The following is a 17,124-nucleotide window of genomic DNA, read 5'->3' as shown; positions in this document are numbered from 1 at the left end:
CTTATGGTGTGGGGTGCGGAATCAGCGGCTGGCCAGCGCGCTCACGCGGAACGTGGGGCTCGCGGCGGGGCCGAACAGGTGCGCGTAGACCGGGCCGGTGGTGATCAGCTTGCCGGTGACGCCGCTGTTGTCGGTGGTGGCCACTACGCCGGGCTGGGTGGCCTGCGTGAAGTCSATCTGGAAGCCGCCCACCGGCTTGAGCGACGAATCCTGCGGATCGATCAGCGCGACGAGGTTGTCGTGGACGATCGACGACAGGTACTTGAAGTCGCTGCCCGAGCCGATGTAGCTGCCCTGCATCGCCGCCTGCGTGGTGGCGGTGGTGGGCGAGAGCAGCGCCAGGCCCGATTCGTCATCCACGCTGAGGATGTTCGCCGCCAGGTCGATGCGGGCATAGCCGACGCGGATCAGCAGCGGCACCTGCGCGCCGTCGAGCTTGCCGACCACCAGCACGCCCTTGGCGAGACTGTTGGGGTCCTGCAGGAAGGCCTTGTCGAAGAAATGCGGGTAGGGCTGGGTGCTATTGGCGTTGTCGCTGTCGAACGCGCCGTCGGTGCCCCCGCGCAGCTTCCACGGCTGGCCCGTGGTCACGCAGTTGCCGCTCGATGCGTGACAGGTGCCATCGGCATTGAGCGTCTCCACGGTCTGCGCCGTGGCAGGCAGGAAGTAGCCGGCCGGGGACAGCTCGCCACCGGACGGCACGAGGTGGTAGCCGAGCACGTTGTAGGTGCCGGCCACCTTGGCGAAGTCGGTCTCGGTCTGGGCGAAGGCCAGCACCGGGTACATCGGAAAGGTGGTCTTCGGGATCGCGCCGATGCCGAAGATGCCGGCGTACTCGATCGTCGCCCCCGGAATGCCGCCGCCCGCCACGCCGTTGCCGACGAAGATGATCGGCGGGTTGGCCGGGTCGATCAGCGCCTGCGAGACGCCGTCGGAGGCCGTGGCCGTCTTCAGCTCGTAGGCGCACTGGTTCTGCGCCGGGGTGGGCAGCGGGCGCGTGGGATGCGCCATCGTGCCGGTCAGCGTCACGCCGCCGCGCGTCGGGTAGATGTCGTTGGTGGCCTTCGGCACGGCCGATTCGAGGATCTGGATGCGGTAGGTGCCCTGCGTGGAGTCGAACTGCATCTTCACGAGTTCGCCAGCGCCGGAGCCGCCCGTGTAGGTGGTGTTGTAGTCGAGCGTGTCCGGGCACAGCGCGGCCACGGGCTGGTTCTGCGTGGGGCCGGTGGCGGGGCAGCTGTTGGTGGCGCCGCACTGCTGGGCGGCGGCGGGCGCCGCGGTGCCCGGGTCATCGCCCCCGCCGCCGCAAGCGGCCAGCGTGAGCGTCAGGCTTACCCCAGCCAGGGTGGCGGCGAAGCTAAGGGCGCTGTTAGGGGCGCGATGTGGCGCGCGCCGAAGGTGCAGCTCGGACATGACTTGTCTCCATGTTGTTATGACCGGCGGTCCGCTTGTTGCGGATCTCTCGCGGTGGGTCGGACTCTCGCGTCTGGCGCGTTTGAGCGTCAATAGAGCGCTCGTTCCAAACACCGGTGGCCGGTCTGTCAGCGTTGCCGTGCAAGCGCGGGGGCCCAGCGTTCAAACCGTGTGCGGAGGCCCCTGCGTCCACATTCAAACGCCCGGCGTACGCACTCGCGCGGCGGTCAGAACTTGTACTCGCTGTTGGCGGGGTCGAACGTGGCGGCGTCGAAGGTCTTCTTCACCGCGCGCTCGAACACGATCTTCTCGACCATGTTGCCGTCCGCGTCCCACGCGGTTTCCACGCGCGGCCACGGGTGCTTGAGATCCAGCATCAGCTGCACCTTCTTGGCGTAGTACTTGGGCGCGCCCTCGGGGAGGTCCCAGGTCAGCGCCACCATGCGCACGCCCTGTTCGCGCACGATCTCGGCCCGGTTGTACTTTTCGGAGAGGCCGGCGGCGCGCAGCGAGCGCGCGTCGCGTTCGAGCATCGACAGCACGAACTGGAAGCCCAAGTCGCGGACCGTATGGTTCGACTGAGACTTGGCGAGCGTGCCATCGAGCGAGATCCACATCGACGTGAAGCCCATGATGCCGCCCAGGTGGCCGTACATCTCGTCCTTGCGGCGGGTCTCGTCATAGAGAATTTCCTGCCCGGACTGCACGCCGTTGGGCAGCCACTTGGCGTAGAGCTGGCGCGGCTGGTGGCGGTAGCGGATCATCATCCGCGCCGGGGTGTCCTGCCACTGGCCATTGAGGCGCTCCTGGCGGGTCATCCAGTATTCGTATTCGGGATAGCGGCTCATCTCGGCGCGCGCCCACATCAGCAGGGTCTCGGGCTGCAGGGCGTCGAAGGTGGCCAGTAGCTGCGCATCGGGCAGCGCGGCCAGCTCGCCGCTGGCAACCTGCTTCGAGAACAGCGCCGACTGCTGGGCGGCCGGGATGCCGTCATAGGGCGTGGCGGCGCGCGTACCCGGTGCTGCGGCGGGGGCGCTCATGGTTGGGGCGGCCGGCGGCGCGGTCTGGGCGCGGGCCAGCGGCAGGCCAACGTGTTGCGTGGCCAGCAGGCCGATGACGGCGCCGATGGCGGCGACCAGATGTAATGGCTTCATCGCGTGTCTCTTGTCTGTTGTTGTGCAAGGCGTGGGCAAATGGCGGGCAGCAGGGCGCCCGTGCGTGGCGCGCAGGGCGTCACGCCTCGCGGTGGCGTGGCGAAAAGAATCGATCTCGAATCAGGGCAATCCCGGCGCGACGCGGGTCGTCGCGCGCTCGGTGCCAGGGCGGCGGTCCCGATGGAGACCGCCGCGCACGGCTAGTTTCTGGAGCGGGTGCGCATCCAGTCGTCGAGCGGATTGCTGGGGAAAGCGGGACACATCTCGCGGCGTACCGCCAGGCTGGCGGTGGCCGCGCGCGTGGCCCCTTCGTTGCGTACCGTGCGCGTGCCGCGTCGGGCACGGTTCACGGCGGCGGCCGTGGCAACGGCGGCCTTGTGGGCCTCGTCCTCCACGGTGGCGGCCAGGGCCGCCATATGTGCCTGCTCATCGGCCTGCTGAGCATCGCCGATGTCGAACACGTCCTGCAGCGCGCCCAGCTCCTGCGTCTCGGGCGAGGGCGCCTTGAGGGCTGCCACCACCATCGACGTCAGCTGGGCCAGCACGTGCGCATCGCTCATGCTCTTGCCCTGCGTGAACGCCGGCATCAGGTTGCCGAGTTCGTCGCCGGCCAGCACGCCGGCCAGCGCCTTGAGCGCGAAATGCAGGCGCCAGCCGAGTTCCTGGCGTGGCACGTCCGGCAGCGCCCGGGCGAAGGCTTCGAAGAAGCGCCCGAAGACCGGAGCGTAGTGCCCMATCAGGTAGGACTGGATGAATGGCGAGGTGTCCGAGTACACCCGCCCGAGCAGGCGCAGGAAGGACGGACCGCCGATCTCGGGCTGGCGTGCCATCTGCAGCGCGGGCACGAACAGCGCGCCCATCACGTGTTCGCAGCGGATGGCGTGGCCGGGCCAGCGGGCCTCGCAGGCATCGAGGAGCGCCAGTCGCCGCGTGTTGAGTGGATCCAGCCGGCGGCCGAGCACCGCCTGCATCATCATTTCCTTGCTGCGGAAGTGGTAGTTGACGGCTGCGAGATTGACGATCGCCCGCGACGTGACTTGCCGCAGGGAGGTCGCTTCGTAGCCCACTTCGATGAACAGCTTCTCGGTCGCATCCAGGATCCGCGCCTTGGTATCGCCTGCCGTGCTTTTGCCGGTCTTCATGGGGTGTCTCTCGCAAAATTACTGCTGTGGACCCCTGCAAATATCCACTACCACTGTGGCTCCGTTGCTCTGTCGGCGTACGGATGCTTGAAACGGTTGTACGAAGCCTACTTCACCGCCTCGACTGTTTCACAAGTGCAATTTTCGAAGAGTTCCTCTAGACCGCGAGTACCGATCCGCCAGGCAGAAAACCTACGCGAATCCGTAGGGTCGCCACAGTCGCCGGGCCTCCGCCATGCCTTGTGATGCCAAGCCTGGCGGCGGTTTGCCTCCGCTGCGCGATCCCCAACCCAACGCTACCGCCCCCCCGAGCGGGCCGCCGCCGATCCCATCACGCCGTGATGCGAGCTGCTAGCGACATACCATTTTGCGCCGTCAATGCGAAAACTGACAACTGGGGATTCGCCCCGATGCTCGTAGGAAACACTGACCCGTCGCACACAGACAAATTGGACAAATGGTGATGCCGGCCCTGGCTATCGACCACGCCGCGCGCCGGGTCGTCGCTCATCGCGCAGCCGCCCATCAGGTGGGCGGTGAACAGCAGGGCACGGAACGGCTTCAGGGGCAGGGTCTGGATGGCGTCGCGCGCCTGCGGCCAGCTGGTGTACCAGGCGGCGTCCAGATGGGCGGGACGCACCTTTTTGGCGCCAGCGGCGAACTGGGCCTCGGCCATGCTCAGCCAGGCGCGGCGCACGCCGTCCCAGACGTAGTCGCTCAGCGCGTAGTCCAGCACCGGGCTGCCGTCGTCGGCCACGCGCACCCGGCCGCCGGGGCTATCCGGCACGAAGCCGTCGCGCAACAGCGCCAGCATGGCGTTGGTGTGCGGCAACGCGGCCATCTCGCGGCGCAGCGCATCGCCAAAGTTATTGAGCACGCCAGCGCTGATGCCGGGGAACATTGGCGGGACCTCCAGCTTGTAGCCCATCGGGCCGGTGGCGCCATTGCGCCACTGAAATTCGTCCGAGGCGATGGATTGGGGCGCCCCATAGTACGGTTCGATAAGCTCCGGCATTTCCGCAATGCTCAAATTCACCGGATGAATAAACGTGCGACGACCGATAAGATCGTGCGGATCCGGCACCCCCGAACGCAGCAGTAGCGCCGGCGAGTTGATGGCCCCGCCCGCCACCACCACATGGCGTGCCCGCACGGTCAGCGTCACGCCGGTCGGCGTATAGCCGTCGAAGCCGAGGGCCTCGCCCGTCAGCCCGTGCGCGGCCTTGCCGTCATGGTCGAGCTTGCGTACCCGCACGCGGTGGATCAGCGTGGCGCCGTGGGCGAGCGCGTTGGGAATCGTCGACACCAGCATCGACTGCTTGGCGTTGACCGGGCAGCCGAAGCCGCAATAGCCGGAGTTCCAGCACCCCTTCACATTGCGCGGAATCACGTGCGATTCCCAGCCGAGCTGGTCGCAGCCCCGCTTGAGCACCGCGTTGTTCGGATTCGGTGCCATCGCCCATGGCGCCATGCCGAGCCGGGCCTCGATGCGCGCGAACCACGGCGCCATCTCGGCCTCGCTGTGGMCCGTCACCGCGTGTTCGCTGGCCCAGTGCGCCAGCGTCCGGGACGGCGTGCGGAAGCTGGACGACCAGTTGACCGTGGTGCTGCCGCCCACCGAGCGTCCCTGCAGCACGGCGATCGCACCGTCCGACGTCGCCCGGGCGGCCGCCTCCTGGTAGAGATCGCGATAGGCGCGCGCCTCGTCCATGTCCCGGAAGCTGTTCGAGGTATGCAGCCCGCCTTCCTCGAGCAGCAGCACCCGCAGGCCCGCTTCGCTGAGGATTTCGGCGGCCATGCCGCCGCCCGCACCGGTGCCGATGATGGCCACGTCAGTGTCGAGCGTGCGCGGCGCGGTGAATGTGGCGGCGTCCAGCACCTTCCAGCCGGACGCGATGCCGGCGCTGTAAATATCGTCGATGGCCATGAGCGGGAGCCTTAGCTGTGGAGGGCGCGATAGACCGCGGGATTCGGGCCGGGATAGCCGCTCGCAGCCCAGGTGCCCGGCAGCACGAAGTAGGCGACGCTGGCCAGCTTGACCAGCACCACGCCGCCCGCGTTGAGCGTCTCGAAACGGCTGGCGCGCCAGCGCGCGAGGAAGGCGCGCACCGCATCGGGCGTGGCCTGCTCCCACGGCGACCGAACGCCCGCCACGGCCCAGCGCAGCGGCGTGCTGGCCAGCAGGTCAAGCAGCTTGCGTAGTTCCCCGCGCCCGTTCTGATCCATTGCGGCGATGGTTCCGTCGATGTTCCTTACGGCGGCGGCCAGCCGCGTCTCGTGCGTGGCGGCGTCCACCGTGGCCAGATCGCTGGCGATGGCGGGCAGCAGGGCGCGAAACAGGGTCACATCGGCCGGGCGCAGGAACGCCATGCCGGCCTCCGGCGCATCGGCGGGCGTGCAGCCGGTCAGTGCCGGGAACAGCGCCGAGCAGGCGATGGCCGCCGAGAAGCCGGCGCCAACCTTCAGGAATGCGCGACGCGCGGGTCGTTGGGGTGGGGCGAGGGAAGCCGGTCGGGGCATGCGGTGTCTCCGTTTTTGTTCTTGGGATGACGGCGTGGCGATTCTGCCTAAGCGCCCGAGAATAATTTCGACTTCCACTTCGGTTTCAAACGCGCGGCTGACATCCGTACCCACTGCTGCGCCCATCGCTGCGTCATCGTTTTATGTGATGGCTACGACACTGGAAATCCCCCAAAAATAGAGCAATCCTTCAAGCCATCGGATTGACCGGCCCCGGAAGCGCTACCTATGATKACATCGAACAATGTCACAATAAACGGTGTCGCTAACGAACCGCCGCCAGCCGGCGCCGCCAGCGCACCCACCGGAACGCCCTCTATGAACGCACCCGTGGACCTGCCGGCCGGTCTTGGCACCGAAGTCACCTGCGACATCGCCATCATCGGCAGCGGCTTTGCCGGGCTGGGCATGGCCATCCGCCTCAAGCAGTCTGGCGAAGACGATTTCCTGATCTTCGAGCAGGCCGAGGCGGTGGGCGGCACCTGGCGCGACAACCACTACCCCGGCTGTGCCTGCGATGTGCAATCGCACCTCTATTCGTTCTCGTTCGCGCCGAACCCGGACTGGTCGCGCATGTTCTCGACCCAGCCGGAAATCCGCGCCTACCTGGAACACTGCACGGACCGCTTCGGCCTGCGCCCTCACCTGCGCCTTGGGCATTCGCTCCAGCAGGCCACCTGGGACGCCCCGGCAGGCTGCTGGCGCCTGCGCATGGCCGATGGCCGGCGCGTGCGGGCGCGGGTGCTGGTGTCGGGGATGGGCGGCCTGAGCCGGCCATCGATCCCCAATATTCCCGGCCTCGATACCTTTGCGGGCGCGATGTTCCACTCGCAGCAGTGGCGCCATGACACGCCGCTGGCCGGCAAGCGCGTTGCCGTGATCGGCACCGGTGCCAGCGCGATCCAGTTCGTGCCGCAGATCGCGCCGCTCGTCGATCAACTCGACCTCTACCAGCGCACCCCGCCGTGGATCATGCCGAAGCCGGACCGGCCGGTCTCCGCCGCCGAGCGCTGGCTGTTCCGCCACCTGCCGTTCACGCAGGCGCTGGCGCGCACGGGGATCTACTGGATGCTCGAATCGCGCGTGCTCGGCTTCGTGCTCCATCCGAAGCTGATGAAGGCGGTGGAGCGCATCGCGCGCCGCCATCTCCGGCGGCAGGTGCCGGACCCGACCCTGCGCGCCACGCTGACGCCGGACTACACCATCGGCTGCAAGCGCGTGCTGATTTCGAACGATTACTACCCGGCGCTGATGCGGCCCAACGTGGACGTGGTGACCACCGGCATCGACCACGTCGAGGCGGACGCCATCGTCATGCGCGACGGCACGCGCCGCCCGGCGGACTGCATCATCCTCGGCACCGGCTTCCACGCCACGGACCCGCTGCCGCGCGGCGTGATCGTCGGCCGCGACGGCGAAGACCTGCTCGATGCCTGGCGCGATGGCGCGCAGGCCTACCTCGGCACCACCGTGGCCGGCTTCCCGAACCTGTTCCTGATCGTCGGCCCAAACACCGGCCTGGGCCACAGCTCGATGGTGTTCATGATCGAGTCGCAGGTGAACTACGTGCTGGACGCGCTGCGCCACATGCGTCAGGCCCGCCTCCAGGCCGTGGACGTGCGCCCGCCCGTGCAGGCCGCCTTCAACCGCAACATCCAGCAGAAGCTCGGCCACGCCATCTGGAGCGCCGGCGGCTGCGCCAGCTGGTACATCGACCCACGCAACGGCAAGAACACCACGCTGTGGCCGGGCTTCACCTGGCAGTTCCGCCGCGCCACGCAGGCTTTCCAACCGGCCGATTACGAGCGATGGCCGGCACGGCAGCCGACTGGCATGCCGCAGCCCGAGGACGCCGACGCGATCCGCATCTAGCCCCACACGCCAAATAAAAGAGGAGACCCGCATGAAGGTGTTTCGAAACAAGGTGGCCGCCATCACCGGCGCCGGTTCGGGCATGGGCCGATGCCTGGCGATCCAGCTCGCGCAGGAGGGCTGCCACGTGGCGATTTCCGATTGCAACGAGGCGGGGCTGGCGGAAACCGCTGCGCAGGTCGCGCGCCATGCGCCGGGTGTGACGATAACGGCGCACCTCGTCGATGTGGCGGACCGCGCCGCCGTCCACGCCTGGGCAGACGACGTGGCCGCCGCGCATGGCCGCGTCAACCTGATCTTCAACAACGCCGGCGTGGCGCTGTCCAGCACCGTGGACGGCATGCAGTACGACGATCTCGACTGGATCATCGGCATCAACTTCTGGGGCGTGGTCCATGGCACGAAGGCCTTCCTGCCGCATCTCAAGGCCAGCGGCGAGGGCCACATCGTCAACACCTCGAGCGTGTTCGGCCTCTTCGCGCAGCCCGGCATGGGCGCGTACAACGCCAGCAAGTACGCGGTGCGCGGCTTCACGGAGTCGCTGCGGCAGGAACTCGACCTGATGGACTGCGGCGTCTCGGCCACCACGGTGCACCCGGGCGGCATCAAGACCAATATCGCGCGCGACAGCCGCGTCTCGCCGAGCGTGAACGGCCTGCTTGTGCGCGATGCCCAGCAGGGCCGTGAGGCGTTCGAGAAGTTCTTCATCACCACGCCCGAGAAGGCCGCCGGCATCATCCTGGACGGCGTGCGCGCCAACAAGCGGCGCGTGCTGGTGGGGCCCGATGCGTACGCGGCAGACGCCATGGCGCGCCTGCTGCCGGCGGCGTACCAGTCGCTGGTGGTGCGCGAGACGCGCCGCAAGCGCAAGACGCTGATGCCGGATGGCACGCCGGCGGCGGCCAGCGAAGGAGAGCGCGCATGACCCGCGCCGCGTTGCCGCGGGAAGCCGCGCTGCAGGCGCCGCCGGGCGCGTTCACGCGCTGGTTCGGGCAGGGGCGGGTGGGCTTCTTCAGCCTGTCCCGCGCTACGCTGGCGCGCCGCTACGCGCTGCCGGCCTCGCGCTGGGTGCAGGTGATGGGCGCGCTGGTCCACTACACCGAGGAGGGCGTGCCCGAGGGCGAGCCGCTGGTGCTGATCCATGGTTTCGGCGCGTCCCTGCACACCTGGGAAGGGCTGATGCCCGCGCTGCGCCAGCGCTACCGCGTGCTGCGGCTCGACATCGCCCCGTTCGGCCTGACCGGACCGCTGCGCGACGCACGCGGCCGCGTGGTGACGATGGACATCCACGTCTACCGCGACTTCATCGACGCCTTCCTGGCCGCCGTGCAGGTCTCGCGCGCCACGCTGATCGGCAACTCGCTGGGCGGGCTGATCGCCTGGGACCTGGCCGTGCGCCGCCCCTCGCTGGTCAACCGGCTGGTGCTGATCGATGCGGCCGGTTTCCCGATGCAACTCCCTATCTATATAGATCTGTTCCGCCACGCGCTGGTGCGCTGGTCGGCGCCGCGCCTGCTGCCCGAGTGGATCATCCGGGCGGCCACGCGCGATGTGTACGGCGATGCCTCGCGCGTGCCCGAGGCCACCTTCCGGCGCTATGTCGATTTCTTCTACGCCGAGGGCAGCCGCGAGGCCATCGGCCGGATGGTGCCGAAGCTCGATTTCGCCGACCTCGCCACCGACCTGCTGGCCGGCGTGCGCGCGCCGACGCTGGTGCTGTGGGGCGACCGCGACCGCTGGATTCCGCCCGCGCACGCCGACGCCTTCCTGGCGCGGCTGCCCAACGCCACCCTGCGCCGCTACGCCGGCCTGGGCCATATCCCGATGGAGGAAGACCCGCACCGCGTGGCGACCGACCTCCTGCCGTTCCTGGACGCCGCCGGCGCAGGCCGTCCGCTTTCGATCAAGGAGCTCACATCATGATGCCAGTCCGTCGCGACGTGCATCCGCACCTCCCGCCAGCCCGCATCAGCGACTGGCACGAGCGCGGCCCCCACGTCACCCACTTCATCAACGCGCTGTCGATCTTCTTCCCGGCCGGCGAGCGCTTCTTCATGGACAGCGTGCGCCACTACCGCGACCAGCTCACCGACCCGGAGCTGAAGCGCGCCGTGGCCGGTTTCATCGGCCAGGAGGCGATGCACACGCGCGAGCACATCCTCTACAACCGGCTGCTCGACGACGCGGGCCTGCCGGCGAGCCAGCTCGACAACTTTGTATCAAAACTGTTGAATTTGCTGCGCAAGATCCTGCCGCACTCGTGGCAGCTCGCGCACACCATCGCGCTGGAGCACTACACGGCGATGCTGGCCGGCGGCATGCTGTCCGACCCGCGCCACATGGGCCGTTCGGAGCCGGGCTACCGGCAGGTGTGGACCTGGCACGCGCTCGAGGAAACCGAGCACAAGGCCGTGGCCTATGACGTCTGGAACGCCGTGATGAAGCCCGGCCCGTACCGCTACCTGCTGCGCGCGTTCACCATGCTGACCACCACGGTCACGTTCTGGGCGCTGGTCTTCGTCTTCCACGTGCGGCTGGTGATGGCGGACAAGACCTGCCGCCACAAGCTGCCCGGCTTCGGCAAGGTCGTCAACTTCCTCTGGGGCGCGCCGGGTGTGCTGCGCAAGATGATCCCGGAATGGTTCGACTACTTCCGGCCGGGTTTCCATCCGTGGGACGAGGACAACCGGGCCGAACTGAACCGGATCGGGCCGCTGATCGAGGAGATCGAGCAGACCGCGCTGCAGGCCGGGGCCAGCACGCGCGCGCCGTCGATCCGCAGCGCGGCCTAGCTGCGGGGCTCGGCGGGAGGTTCCGAGGGAGGCGCGGCGGGATCGTGCAGGTGTTCAAGGATCGCGGCGACGCGGTCCCCGAGGTACTTGTTGGCCGAGATTTCCAGCGCACGCATCATCTCGGTCTCCACGGCCACCATCGCCAGCGGGCGGATGCGCCAGAGGATGTCCACCAGCCGGGGCACCTCGGCCGGCGGCGGCAGCTGGCCTTCGCCAAAGCGGTCCAGCTCGCGCACGACCATGCCGACGATGCGGTCGGACACGGCCTGGAAGTGGCTGCGGGAATGCTCGATGATGTCCAGCACGTCTTCCAGCCCGAAGCCGGCCCGGGCGATCTCCGCGCCGGCCATCAGCGCGCGCGGGCTGCGCGCGAGGTAGCCGAAGCCGTCCGGCTCCAGCAGCCCCAGCGCGATGGCCTTGGCCAGCGCCGGGCGCGACACCGCACGGCCGAACAGCCGGGCCAGTGCGAGGTAGGAATAATGGCGCGGCGCCTCGCTGTTCCACGGGCTGCTGATGGCCGTCTCCAGCCCGAGGATGGAGCGCAGGTCGTGGCCTTCGACGATGGCCTTGAGCAGCTCCATGATGTTGGCGAGCGTGTAGCCGCGCGCCAGCAGGTGATGGATCAGGCGAAGGCGCCCGAGATGGGTTGGCGTGTAGATGCCGACCCGGCCACGCCGCTCGGGCGGATCGATCAGCCCGCGATCCTGGTACGAGCGGATATTGCGCACCGTGGTGCCGGCCGCGCGCGCCAGTTCGTCGATCGTGTATTCGGGATGCGGCGGCTTGGCGCCGCGCGGTTCGGTGGCCATGGGGGAAAATTCTAACCGAGTCGCGCAGGGGCCGGCGCTACAATGCCCGATCTCCCGCCTGCCCCGCCCGCCGCCCCCCATGCACATCCGTTGGCTCGAAGACTTCGTCTGCCTGGCGCAGGCCGGCAGCCTGGCGCGCGCGGCCGAGTTGCGCAATGTCACGCCGCCGGCGTTCGGCCGGCGCATGCAGGCGCTGGAGGTCTGGGCCGGCGCGCCGCTGATCGACCGCAGCGCGTTTCCCGTGCGGCTGACCGCCGAGGGCCGCCAGTTCCTTGAAGCCGCCGAAGCCGCGCTGCGCACGCTCGACGAAGCACGCCTGTCGCTGCGGGCCGCACATCGCGCTGATGCCAAAACGCTGACCATCGCCACCGGCAAGACGCTGGCCCGCTCGATGGTGCCGGCGTGGCTGGCCGGCCTGCGCCACGCGCTGCGCGACGACCCGGCCGGCGCCGGCTTCCGCACGCGCATCTCCACCCATGCCACGCACGACGCCCTCGCGCTGTTCACCGAAGGCGACGTCGACTTCCTGCTCTGCTACAGCCCGCACGACCTGCCCGTGATGCTGGACGACGCGCGCTACACCTTCCACCCGGTGGGCGTGGAGCGGCTGGTCTGCGTGGCCGCCGCCGACGCGCGCGGCGGCCCGGCCTATCGGCTGCACCGGGCCAAGACCGCCGCGCGTACCGCGCCCGTGCCGATGATCGCCTACGCCGAGACGCTGACCATGGGCCGCATGGTCAATCAGGAAATCGCGCGCCGGAAGCTGGCTGCGCGGCTCGATGTGATCGCCGTGAGCGATTTCGCCGAATCGGTGCATGAGATGGTGCGCCAGTCGATGGGGCTGGCCTGGCTGCCCGCCCGGCTGATTGCCGACGACCTCCACGCGGGCCGTCTGGTGCGCGCCGATCTGGACGGCGGCGACGCCTCCGACCTTGTCCTCGACATCCGCCTCTACCGGCCCCGGGCGTCGATGCGCGCGCTGGCGGAGGCGTTCTGGCGGGCGGCGGCGCAGCGGGCGGATTAGGACGCGTCTTAGCTGTCGATTCGCGCGCAGAATCGGGAGCGAACTCCGTCGATTTTCGACCCACATTTGTGCGTCCAACTGCACCATTCCGGCCCATTGCCGAAATGGCAACCCGCATTGCCAAAGCCGCATGCCGGCGCGCCCGGCGCTCACTACCATCGCCGGACAACACCACACCTGCCGGAAGAGAAATCACCATGAAAACCCTGCTGCGCGCGGCCGCTGCCGCCTCCCTGAGCTGTTGTGCCCTCGCCGCCACCGTCGCCCAGGCGGCGGGTGGCTATCCCACCAAGCCCATCACGCTGGTGGTGGGCTACACCGCCGGGGGCAGCGTCGATCTGGTCGCCCGCACCRTGGCGCCGGAGCTGGGCAAGCGGCTCGGCCAGAGCGTGGTGATCGAGAACCTCGGCGGCGCCGGTGGCACGATCGGCGCGTCGAAGGTGGTCAAGGCGGAGGCGGATGGCTACACGCTGCTGCTGGGCTCGGGCAGCGAGGTCTCCATCGCCCGCCTGACCAACCAGGCCGTGCGCTATGACGGCGAGAAGGATCTGGCGCCGATCACCTTCGTCGGCACGCAGCCGATGGTGCTGGTCGGCAAGCTGCAACTGCCGGCCAAGGACGCGGGCGAGCTGATGGCGCTGGCCAGGTCGCAGCCGGGCAAGCTGTCTTACGCGTCGTCGGGCGTGGGCACGCCGCTGAACCTGGCGGGCGAGCTGATCAAGCAGCAGKGCAAGGTCAACATCACGCACGTGCCGTACAAGGGCGCCTCCGCGATGGCCACGGACCTGCTGGGCGGCCAGATCGACCTCGCCGTGATGGTGCTGTCCTCGGCGCTGCCGCATATCCAGGCGGGCCGCGTGCGCGCCTATGGCGTGACCGAGGGCAAGCGCGCCAGCGTGGCGCCGAACGTGCCGGCGCTGGCCGAGACGCCGTCGCTCAAGGGCGTGGACATGGGCGTCTGGTTCGGCCTGATGGCGCCTGCCGCCACGCCGCGCCCGGTGATCGACCGCCTGAACACCGAGATGCAGGCCGTGCTGGCCCTGCCGGACGTCCGCAAGAAGCTGGCCGAAGCCGGCGTGGAGGTGGCGCCGGCCAATCCGGCCCAGTTCGGCACCTTTATCAAGCGCGAGACGGCCCGCTATCGGACCATCGTGCAGACCGCCGATATCCGCGAGTAAATAGGATTCTTTCCATGACGCAGACGCCTCCCGCCTTCGCCGCCTATCCGGTGGAGGTCAGCTTTCCCGATATCCGCCCCTACGCCGCCGGCAACACCGGCATCGCCTACGTCCACACGTTCGATTCCGGCCTGCCGGGCCCGCATGTGATGGTCAACGCGCTGACACACGGCAACGAGGTCTGCGGCGCCATCGCCGTGGCCGGCCTGCTCGACCACGGCCTGCGTCCGCGCCGGGGGCGCCTGACGCTGGCGTTCGCCAATGTGGACGCCTACGCCACCTTCGACGCCGCCCGGCCCGATGCCTCGCGCTTCGTCGACCAGGACTTCAACCGCGTCTGGACCGCCGCCGTGCTCGACGACACCACGCGCGATTCCAGCGAACTGCGACGCGCCCGCGCCATGCGCCCCGTGATCGATACCGTGGACCTGCTGCTCGACCTGCACTCGATGCACGAGAAAAGCCGGCCGCTGATCGTCTCCGGGCCGCTCGACAAGGGCATCGCGCTGTCGAAGGCGCTCGGCGCCCCGGCGGACATCATCGTCGACGAAGGCCACCCCGAGGGCCGCCGCATGCGCGACTACGCCGGCTTCGGCGACCCGGCCAGCGCGCGCAACGCGCTGCTGGTGGAGTGCGGCCAGCACTGGGAGACCGCCGCCGTGGACGTGGCGCGCGACTGCACGGCGCGCTTCCTGCTGCAGGCGGGCATCGTCGAAGAAGCGGATTTGCCGGCCGGCTGGCTGCGCCCGCTCCCGGCGGCGCAGCGCGTGGTACGCGTGACCGAGCCCGTGGTGGCGGCGAGCATGGACTTCCGCTTCGCCGGCCCGTACACGGGGCTGGAAACCTTCGACCAGGCGGGCACCGTGATCGGCTGGCGCGATGGCGAGCCGGTGACCACGCCGTACGACCACTGCGTGCTGGTGATGCCGTCGCTGCGCCAGCTTCGGCCGGGTGTGACGGTTGTACGACTTGGTCGGCTGGACGTTTGATCGAACACATCCATGCAACCGGTTGCAATCGACATTGCATCCTGATGTGACCTATTAGAGTAAGCGTTCGATCCATTCAAGCCGGGGGGCGCGCCATCCGTTATTGACGCTGTGACGACCTGCCGTCAGAGCGGGCGTTGCCCGCGCGCCATAAAGGTGCGTGGAATTGCCACGGAGCGCCCCTTTTGACTTCTCTCTCACTCTCCCGACCCGCGTCGGCCGGCCGCGCGCGCGCGCTCGCCGGTAGCTGGAGCATCGGCACCCGCATCGCGCTGGTGGTGCTGGTCGTCCAGATCATCGCATTCGGCGCCTACGCGCTGGCGCTGTCCCTGAGCAGCATGCATCAGCTCGAGGACCAGGCCCGCGAGGCCATCTACGCCGAAAGCCAGACCCTCAGCGAACTGGTCGGCCAGCTCGACGACACCATCCTCCAGGAAGCCGACCGCTTCATGCTGAGCTTCGCGGCCGTATTGCCCGGCCCGTACAGCGTGGACCCGGCGCAGACCGTGGAAGTGGCCGGCAAGGCCACACCGACGTTCCGCAGCGGCGACCTCGTGCTCAATAACAGCTTCGACGTGCCCGACCGCTTCCTCGCCACCACCGGTGGCGTGGTGGCGACGGTGTTCGCGCGCACCGGCGACGACTACATCCGCGTGACCACCTCGCTCAAGAAGCAGGACGGCCAGCGCGCCATCGGCACGCTGCTGGACCGCGCCGGCGCCGCCTACACGGCCGTGGCGGCGGGCAAGTCCTACCGCGCGCTGACGTGGCTGTTCGGCAAGCCCTATATGAGCAAGTACGAGCCGGTGCGCGACGCTGGCGGCAAGATCGTCGGCGCGCTGTACGTGGGCGTGAACGTCGAGGCCGAGCTGGCGATGCTGAAGAACCGCATCCGCCGCAAAGCCATCGGCAGCGATGGCCACTTCATGGTGATCGACGCCCGGCCGGGCGCGGACCAGGGCAAGGTGCTGGTCGACCGGGCCGGCGGCGAGGGCTCGGTGCGCATCGACGCCAAGGACGCCGATGGCAAGACCTGGGTGCGCGACATGATCGCCGCCAAGGAGGGCTCGATGGTGCACACGGTGGCCATGGGCAATGACGGCAACGGCGCCACCGCCGAGCGCCTGACCGCGTTCGCCACCTACCCCGAGTGGCAGTGGGTGATCGCCGGCACGGTGCCGATGGATTCGCTGCGTGGCGAACTGGTGGCGAGCCGCAACCGCTTCCTGGCCGCCGGCCTGCTGGTGGCGCTGGCGGTGTCCGCCGCGTTCTGGTGGCTGCTGCGTCGCATGGTCAGCCAGCCGCTGACGCACGCGGCCGGCGCGGCCTCCCGGCTGGCCGAGGGCGACCTGACTGCCCGGCTGGACAGCCCGCGCAATGACGAGATCGGCGAGCTGATGCGCGCCATCGACGGCGTGGGGCAGGGGCTGACCGGCATCGTGGACAAGGTGCGCGGCAGCGTGGCGGCCATCGCCGGCAGCACGAGCCAGATCGCCAGCGGCAACGCGGACCTGTCGTCGCGCACGGCCTCGCAGGCGGGCAGCCTGGAGCGCACCGTGGCCAGCATCGAACAGCTTTCCGCCACCGTGAAGCAGAACGCCGACAACGCCCACGACGCCAACGCCGCTGTGGCCAGCGCCGCCGAGGCGGCCCGCGCGGGCGGGATGACGGTGGGCAAGGTGGTGGATACGATGGCCGAGATCCATCGCAACGCGCAGCAGGTGGTGGACATCATCGGCATGATCGACGGCATTGCCTTCCAGACCAACATCCTGGCGCTGAACGCCGCCGTGGAAGCGGCCCGGGCGGGCGAGCACGGGCGCGGCTTTGCGGTCGTGGCCGGCGAGGTGCGCAGCCTGGCACAGCGCAGCGCCAACGCGGCGGGCGAAATCAAGGGGCTGATCGAGCGGACCGTGACGGACCTGAAGTCTGGCAACGAGGCCGTGCAGCAGGCCGGTTCCGCCATCGACGACATGGTGCGGCGCGTGGAAGGCATGGCGGCGCTGATGAGCGACATCAGCGTGGCCTCCCGCGAGCAGGCGCAGGGGCTGGCGCAGGTCAGCGGCGCGGTGGCGGAGATGGATACCACCACGCAGCAGAACGCCGCGTTGGTGGAAGAGGCCGMCGCGGCCGCCGAGAGCCTGCATCACCAGGCGCAGGAGCTGCGCCAGGCGGTGGAGGTGTTCCGGCTGGCCTGATGGCTGGGCTGCTGGTTGGCCTGACTGCTGGCC

At 69.1% G+C, this 17,124-nt stretch carries 14 protein-coding genes; 8 read left to right on the top strand and 6 right to left on the bottom strand.

The window, feature by feature from the left end; translation table 11 throughout:
* Positions 1-21: 21 nt before the first annotated feature.
* From AC1EJR_RS07470 to AC1EJR_RS07450, 5 genes are all read right to left on the bottom strand, one after another.
* Positions 22-1,413: a DUF2957 domain-containing protein gene (locus AC1EJR_RS07470; protein WP_477146953.1), complete on the bottom strand. Its 1,392-nt coding sequence runs from the start codon at positions 1,411-1,413 to the stop codon at positions 22-24.
* 227 nt (positions 1,414-1,640) lie between these two features.
* Positions 1,641-2,567 (bottom strand): DUF1571 domain-containing protein, encoded by a 927-nt coding sequence (locus tag AC1EJR_RS07465; RefSeq protein WP_092291068.1) that lies wholly within the window; start codon positions 2,565-2,567, stop codon positions 1,641-1,643.
* A gap of 200 nt (positions 2,568-2,767) precedes the next feature.
* Positions 2,768-3,709 (bottom strand): TetR/AcrR family transcriptional regulator, encoded by a 942-nt coding sequence (locus AC1EJR_RS07460; RefSeq protein WP_477146952.1) that lies wholly within the window; start codon positions 3,707-3,709, stop codon positions 2,768-2,770.
* Positions 3,710-4,040: 331 nt separating this feature from the next.
* Positions 4,041-5,636, bottom strand: a complete 1,596-nt coding sequence (locus tag AC1EJR_RS07455) for a GMC family oxidoreductase (protein WP_477146951.1) — start codon at positions 5,634-5,636, stop codon at positions 4,041-4,043.
* 11 nt (positions 5,637-5,647) lie between these two features.
* Positions 5,648-6,229, bottom strand: a complete 582-nt coding sequence (locus AC1EJR_RS07450; RefSeq protein WP_441645448.1) for a hypothetical protein — start codon at positions 6,227-6,229, stop codon at positions 5,648-5,650.
* Positions 6,230-6,547: 318 nt separating this feature from the next.
* On the opposite strand from AC1EJR_RS07450, the gene AC1EJR_RS07445 reads away from it, so the two are divergent.
* The 4 genes from AC1EJR_RS07445 to AC1EJR_RS07430 are packed head-to-tail and all read left to right on the top strand — an operon-like array spanning position 6,548 to position 10,893.
* Entirely contained in the window at positions 6,548-8,101 is a 1,554-nt protein-coding gene (locus AC1EJR_RS07445; protein WP_477112775.1) for a flavin-containing monooxygenase, read from the top strand.
* A 31-nt stretch (positions 8,102-8,132) separates the two neighbouring features.
* Positions 8,133-9,026, top strand: a complete 894-nt coding sequence (locus AC1EJR_RS07440; protein ID WP_477105418.1) for an SDR family NAD(P)-dependent oxidoreductase — start codon at positions 8,133-8,135, stop codon at positions 9,024-9,026.
* Positions 9,023-10,024, top strand: coding sequence for an alpha/beta fold hydrolase (locus AC1EJR_RS07435; protein ID WP_092291080.1), 1,002 nt, complete (start codon positions 9,023-9,025; stop codon positions 10,022-10,024). The genes AC1EJR_RS07440 and AC1EJR_RS07435 overlap by 4 nt, the downstream gene beginning before the upstream one ends.
* Positions 10,021-10,893 carry a metal-dependent hydrolase gene (locus AC1EJR_RS07430; RefSeq protein WP_092291082.1) on the top strand — a complete coding sequence of 291 codons (873 nt, stop codon included), beginning with the start codon at positions 10,021-10,023 and terminating at the stop codon, positions 10,891-10,893. Before AC1EJR_RS07435 ends, AC1EJR_RS07430 begins: the two co-directional genes overlap by 4 nt.
* On the opposite strand, the gene AC1EJR_RS07425 is transcribed toward AC1EJR_RS07430, so the two are convergent.
* Entirely contained in the window at positions 10,890-11,702 is an 813-nt protein-coding gene (locus AC1EJR_RS07425) for a MerR family transcriptional regulator (protein ID WP_092291084.1), read from the bottom strand. The two genes, AC1EJR_RS07430 and AC1EJR_RS07425, sit on opposite strands and share 4 nt — an antisense overlap.
* Before the next feature lie 79 nt (positions 11,703-11,781).
* Here AC1EJR_RS07425 and AC1EJR_RS07420 point away from each other — a divergent pair, with 79 nt between their 5' ends.
* The 4 genes from AC1EJR_RS07420 to AC1EJR_RS07405 all read left to right on the top strand — a co-directional run bounded on the left by AC1EJR_RS07420 (position 11,782) and on the right by AC1EJR_RS07405 (position 17,091).
* Positions 11,782-12,726, top strand: coding sequence for a LysR family transcriptional regulator (locus AC1EJR_RS07420; protein ID WP_477112774.1), 945 nt, complete (start codon positions 11,782-11,784; stop codon positions 12,724-12,726).
* Positions 12,727-12,923: 197 nt separating this feature from the next.
* Positions 12,924-13,904 (top strand): Bug family tripartite tricarboxylate transporter substrate binding protein, encoded by a 981-nt coding sequence (locus AC1EJR_RS07415; protein WP_477146950.1) that lies wholly within the window; start codon positions 12,924-12,926, stop codon positions 13,902-13,904.
* 14 nt (positions 13,905-13,918) lie between these two features.
* Positions 13,919-14,893, top strand: coding sequence for a M14 family metallopeptidase (locus AC1EJR_RS07410; RefSeq protein ID WP_092291090.1), 975 nt, complete (start codon positions 13,919-13,921; stop codon positions 14,891-14,893).
* Positions 14,894-15,078: 185 nt separating this feature from the next.
* Positions 15,079-17,091: a methyl-accepting chemotaxis protein gene (locus AC1EJR_RS07405; protein ID WP_477146949.1), complete on the top strand. Its 2,013-nt coding sequence runs from the start codon at positions 15,079-15,081 to the stop codon at positions 17,089-17,091.
* The last annotated feature ends 33 nt before the right edge of the window (positions 17,092-17,124 follow it).

Source organism: Cupriavidus sp. 05T42, from assembly GCF_056396345.1.
Note: the sequence above shows the minus strand (reverse complement) of the source record. Positions and strands in the feature narration are given on the sequence as shown.

Coding starts and splice junctions, on each gene's coding strand:
- AC1EJR_RS07465 (WP_092291068.1), bottom strand. CDS start 2,567: ATGAAGCCATTACATCTGGTCGCCGCCATCGGCGCCGTCATCGGCCTG.
- AC1EJR_RS07450 (WP_441645448.1), bottom strand. CDS start 6,229: ATGCCCCGACCGGCTTCCCTCGCCCCACCCCAACGACCCGCGCGTCGC.
- AC1EJR_RS07445 (WP_477112775.1), top strand. CDS start 6,548: ATGAACGCACCCGTGGACCTGCCGGCCGGTCTTGGCACCGAAGTCACC.
- AC1EJR_RS07440 (WP_477105418.1), top strand. CDS start 8,133: ATGAAGGTGTTTCGAAACAAGGTGGCCGCCATCACCGGCGCCGGTTCG.
- AC1EJR_RS07435 (WP_092291080.1), top strand. CDS start 9,023: ATGACCCGCGCCGCGTTGCCGCGGGAAGCCGCGCTGCAGGCGCCGCCG.
- AC1EJR_RS07430 (WP_092291082.1), top strand. CDS start 10,021: ATGATGCCAGTCCGTCGCGACGTGCATCCGCACCTCCCGCCAGCCCGC.
- AC1EJR_RS07425 (WP_092291084.1), bottom strand. CDS start 11,702: ATGGCCACCGAACCGCGCGGCGCCAAGCCGCCGCATCCCGAATACACG.
- AC1EJR_RS07420 (WP_477112774.1), top strand. CDS start 11,782: ATGCACATCCGTTGGCTCGAAGACTTCGTCTGCCTGGCGCAGGCCGGC.
- AC1EJR_RS07410 (WP_092291090.1), top strand. CDS start 13,919: ATGACGCAGACGCCTCCCGCCTTCGCCGCCTATCCGGTGGAGGTCAGC.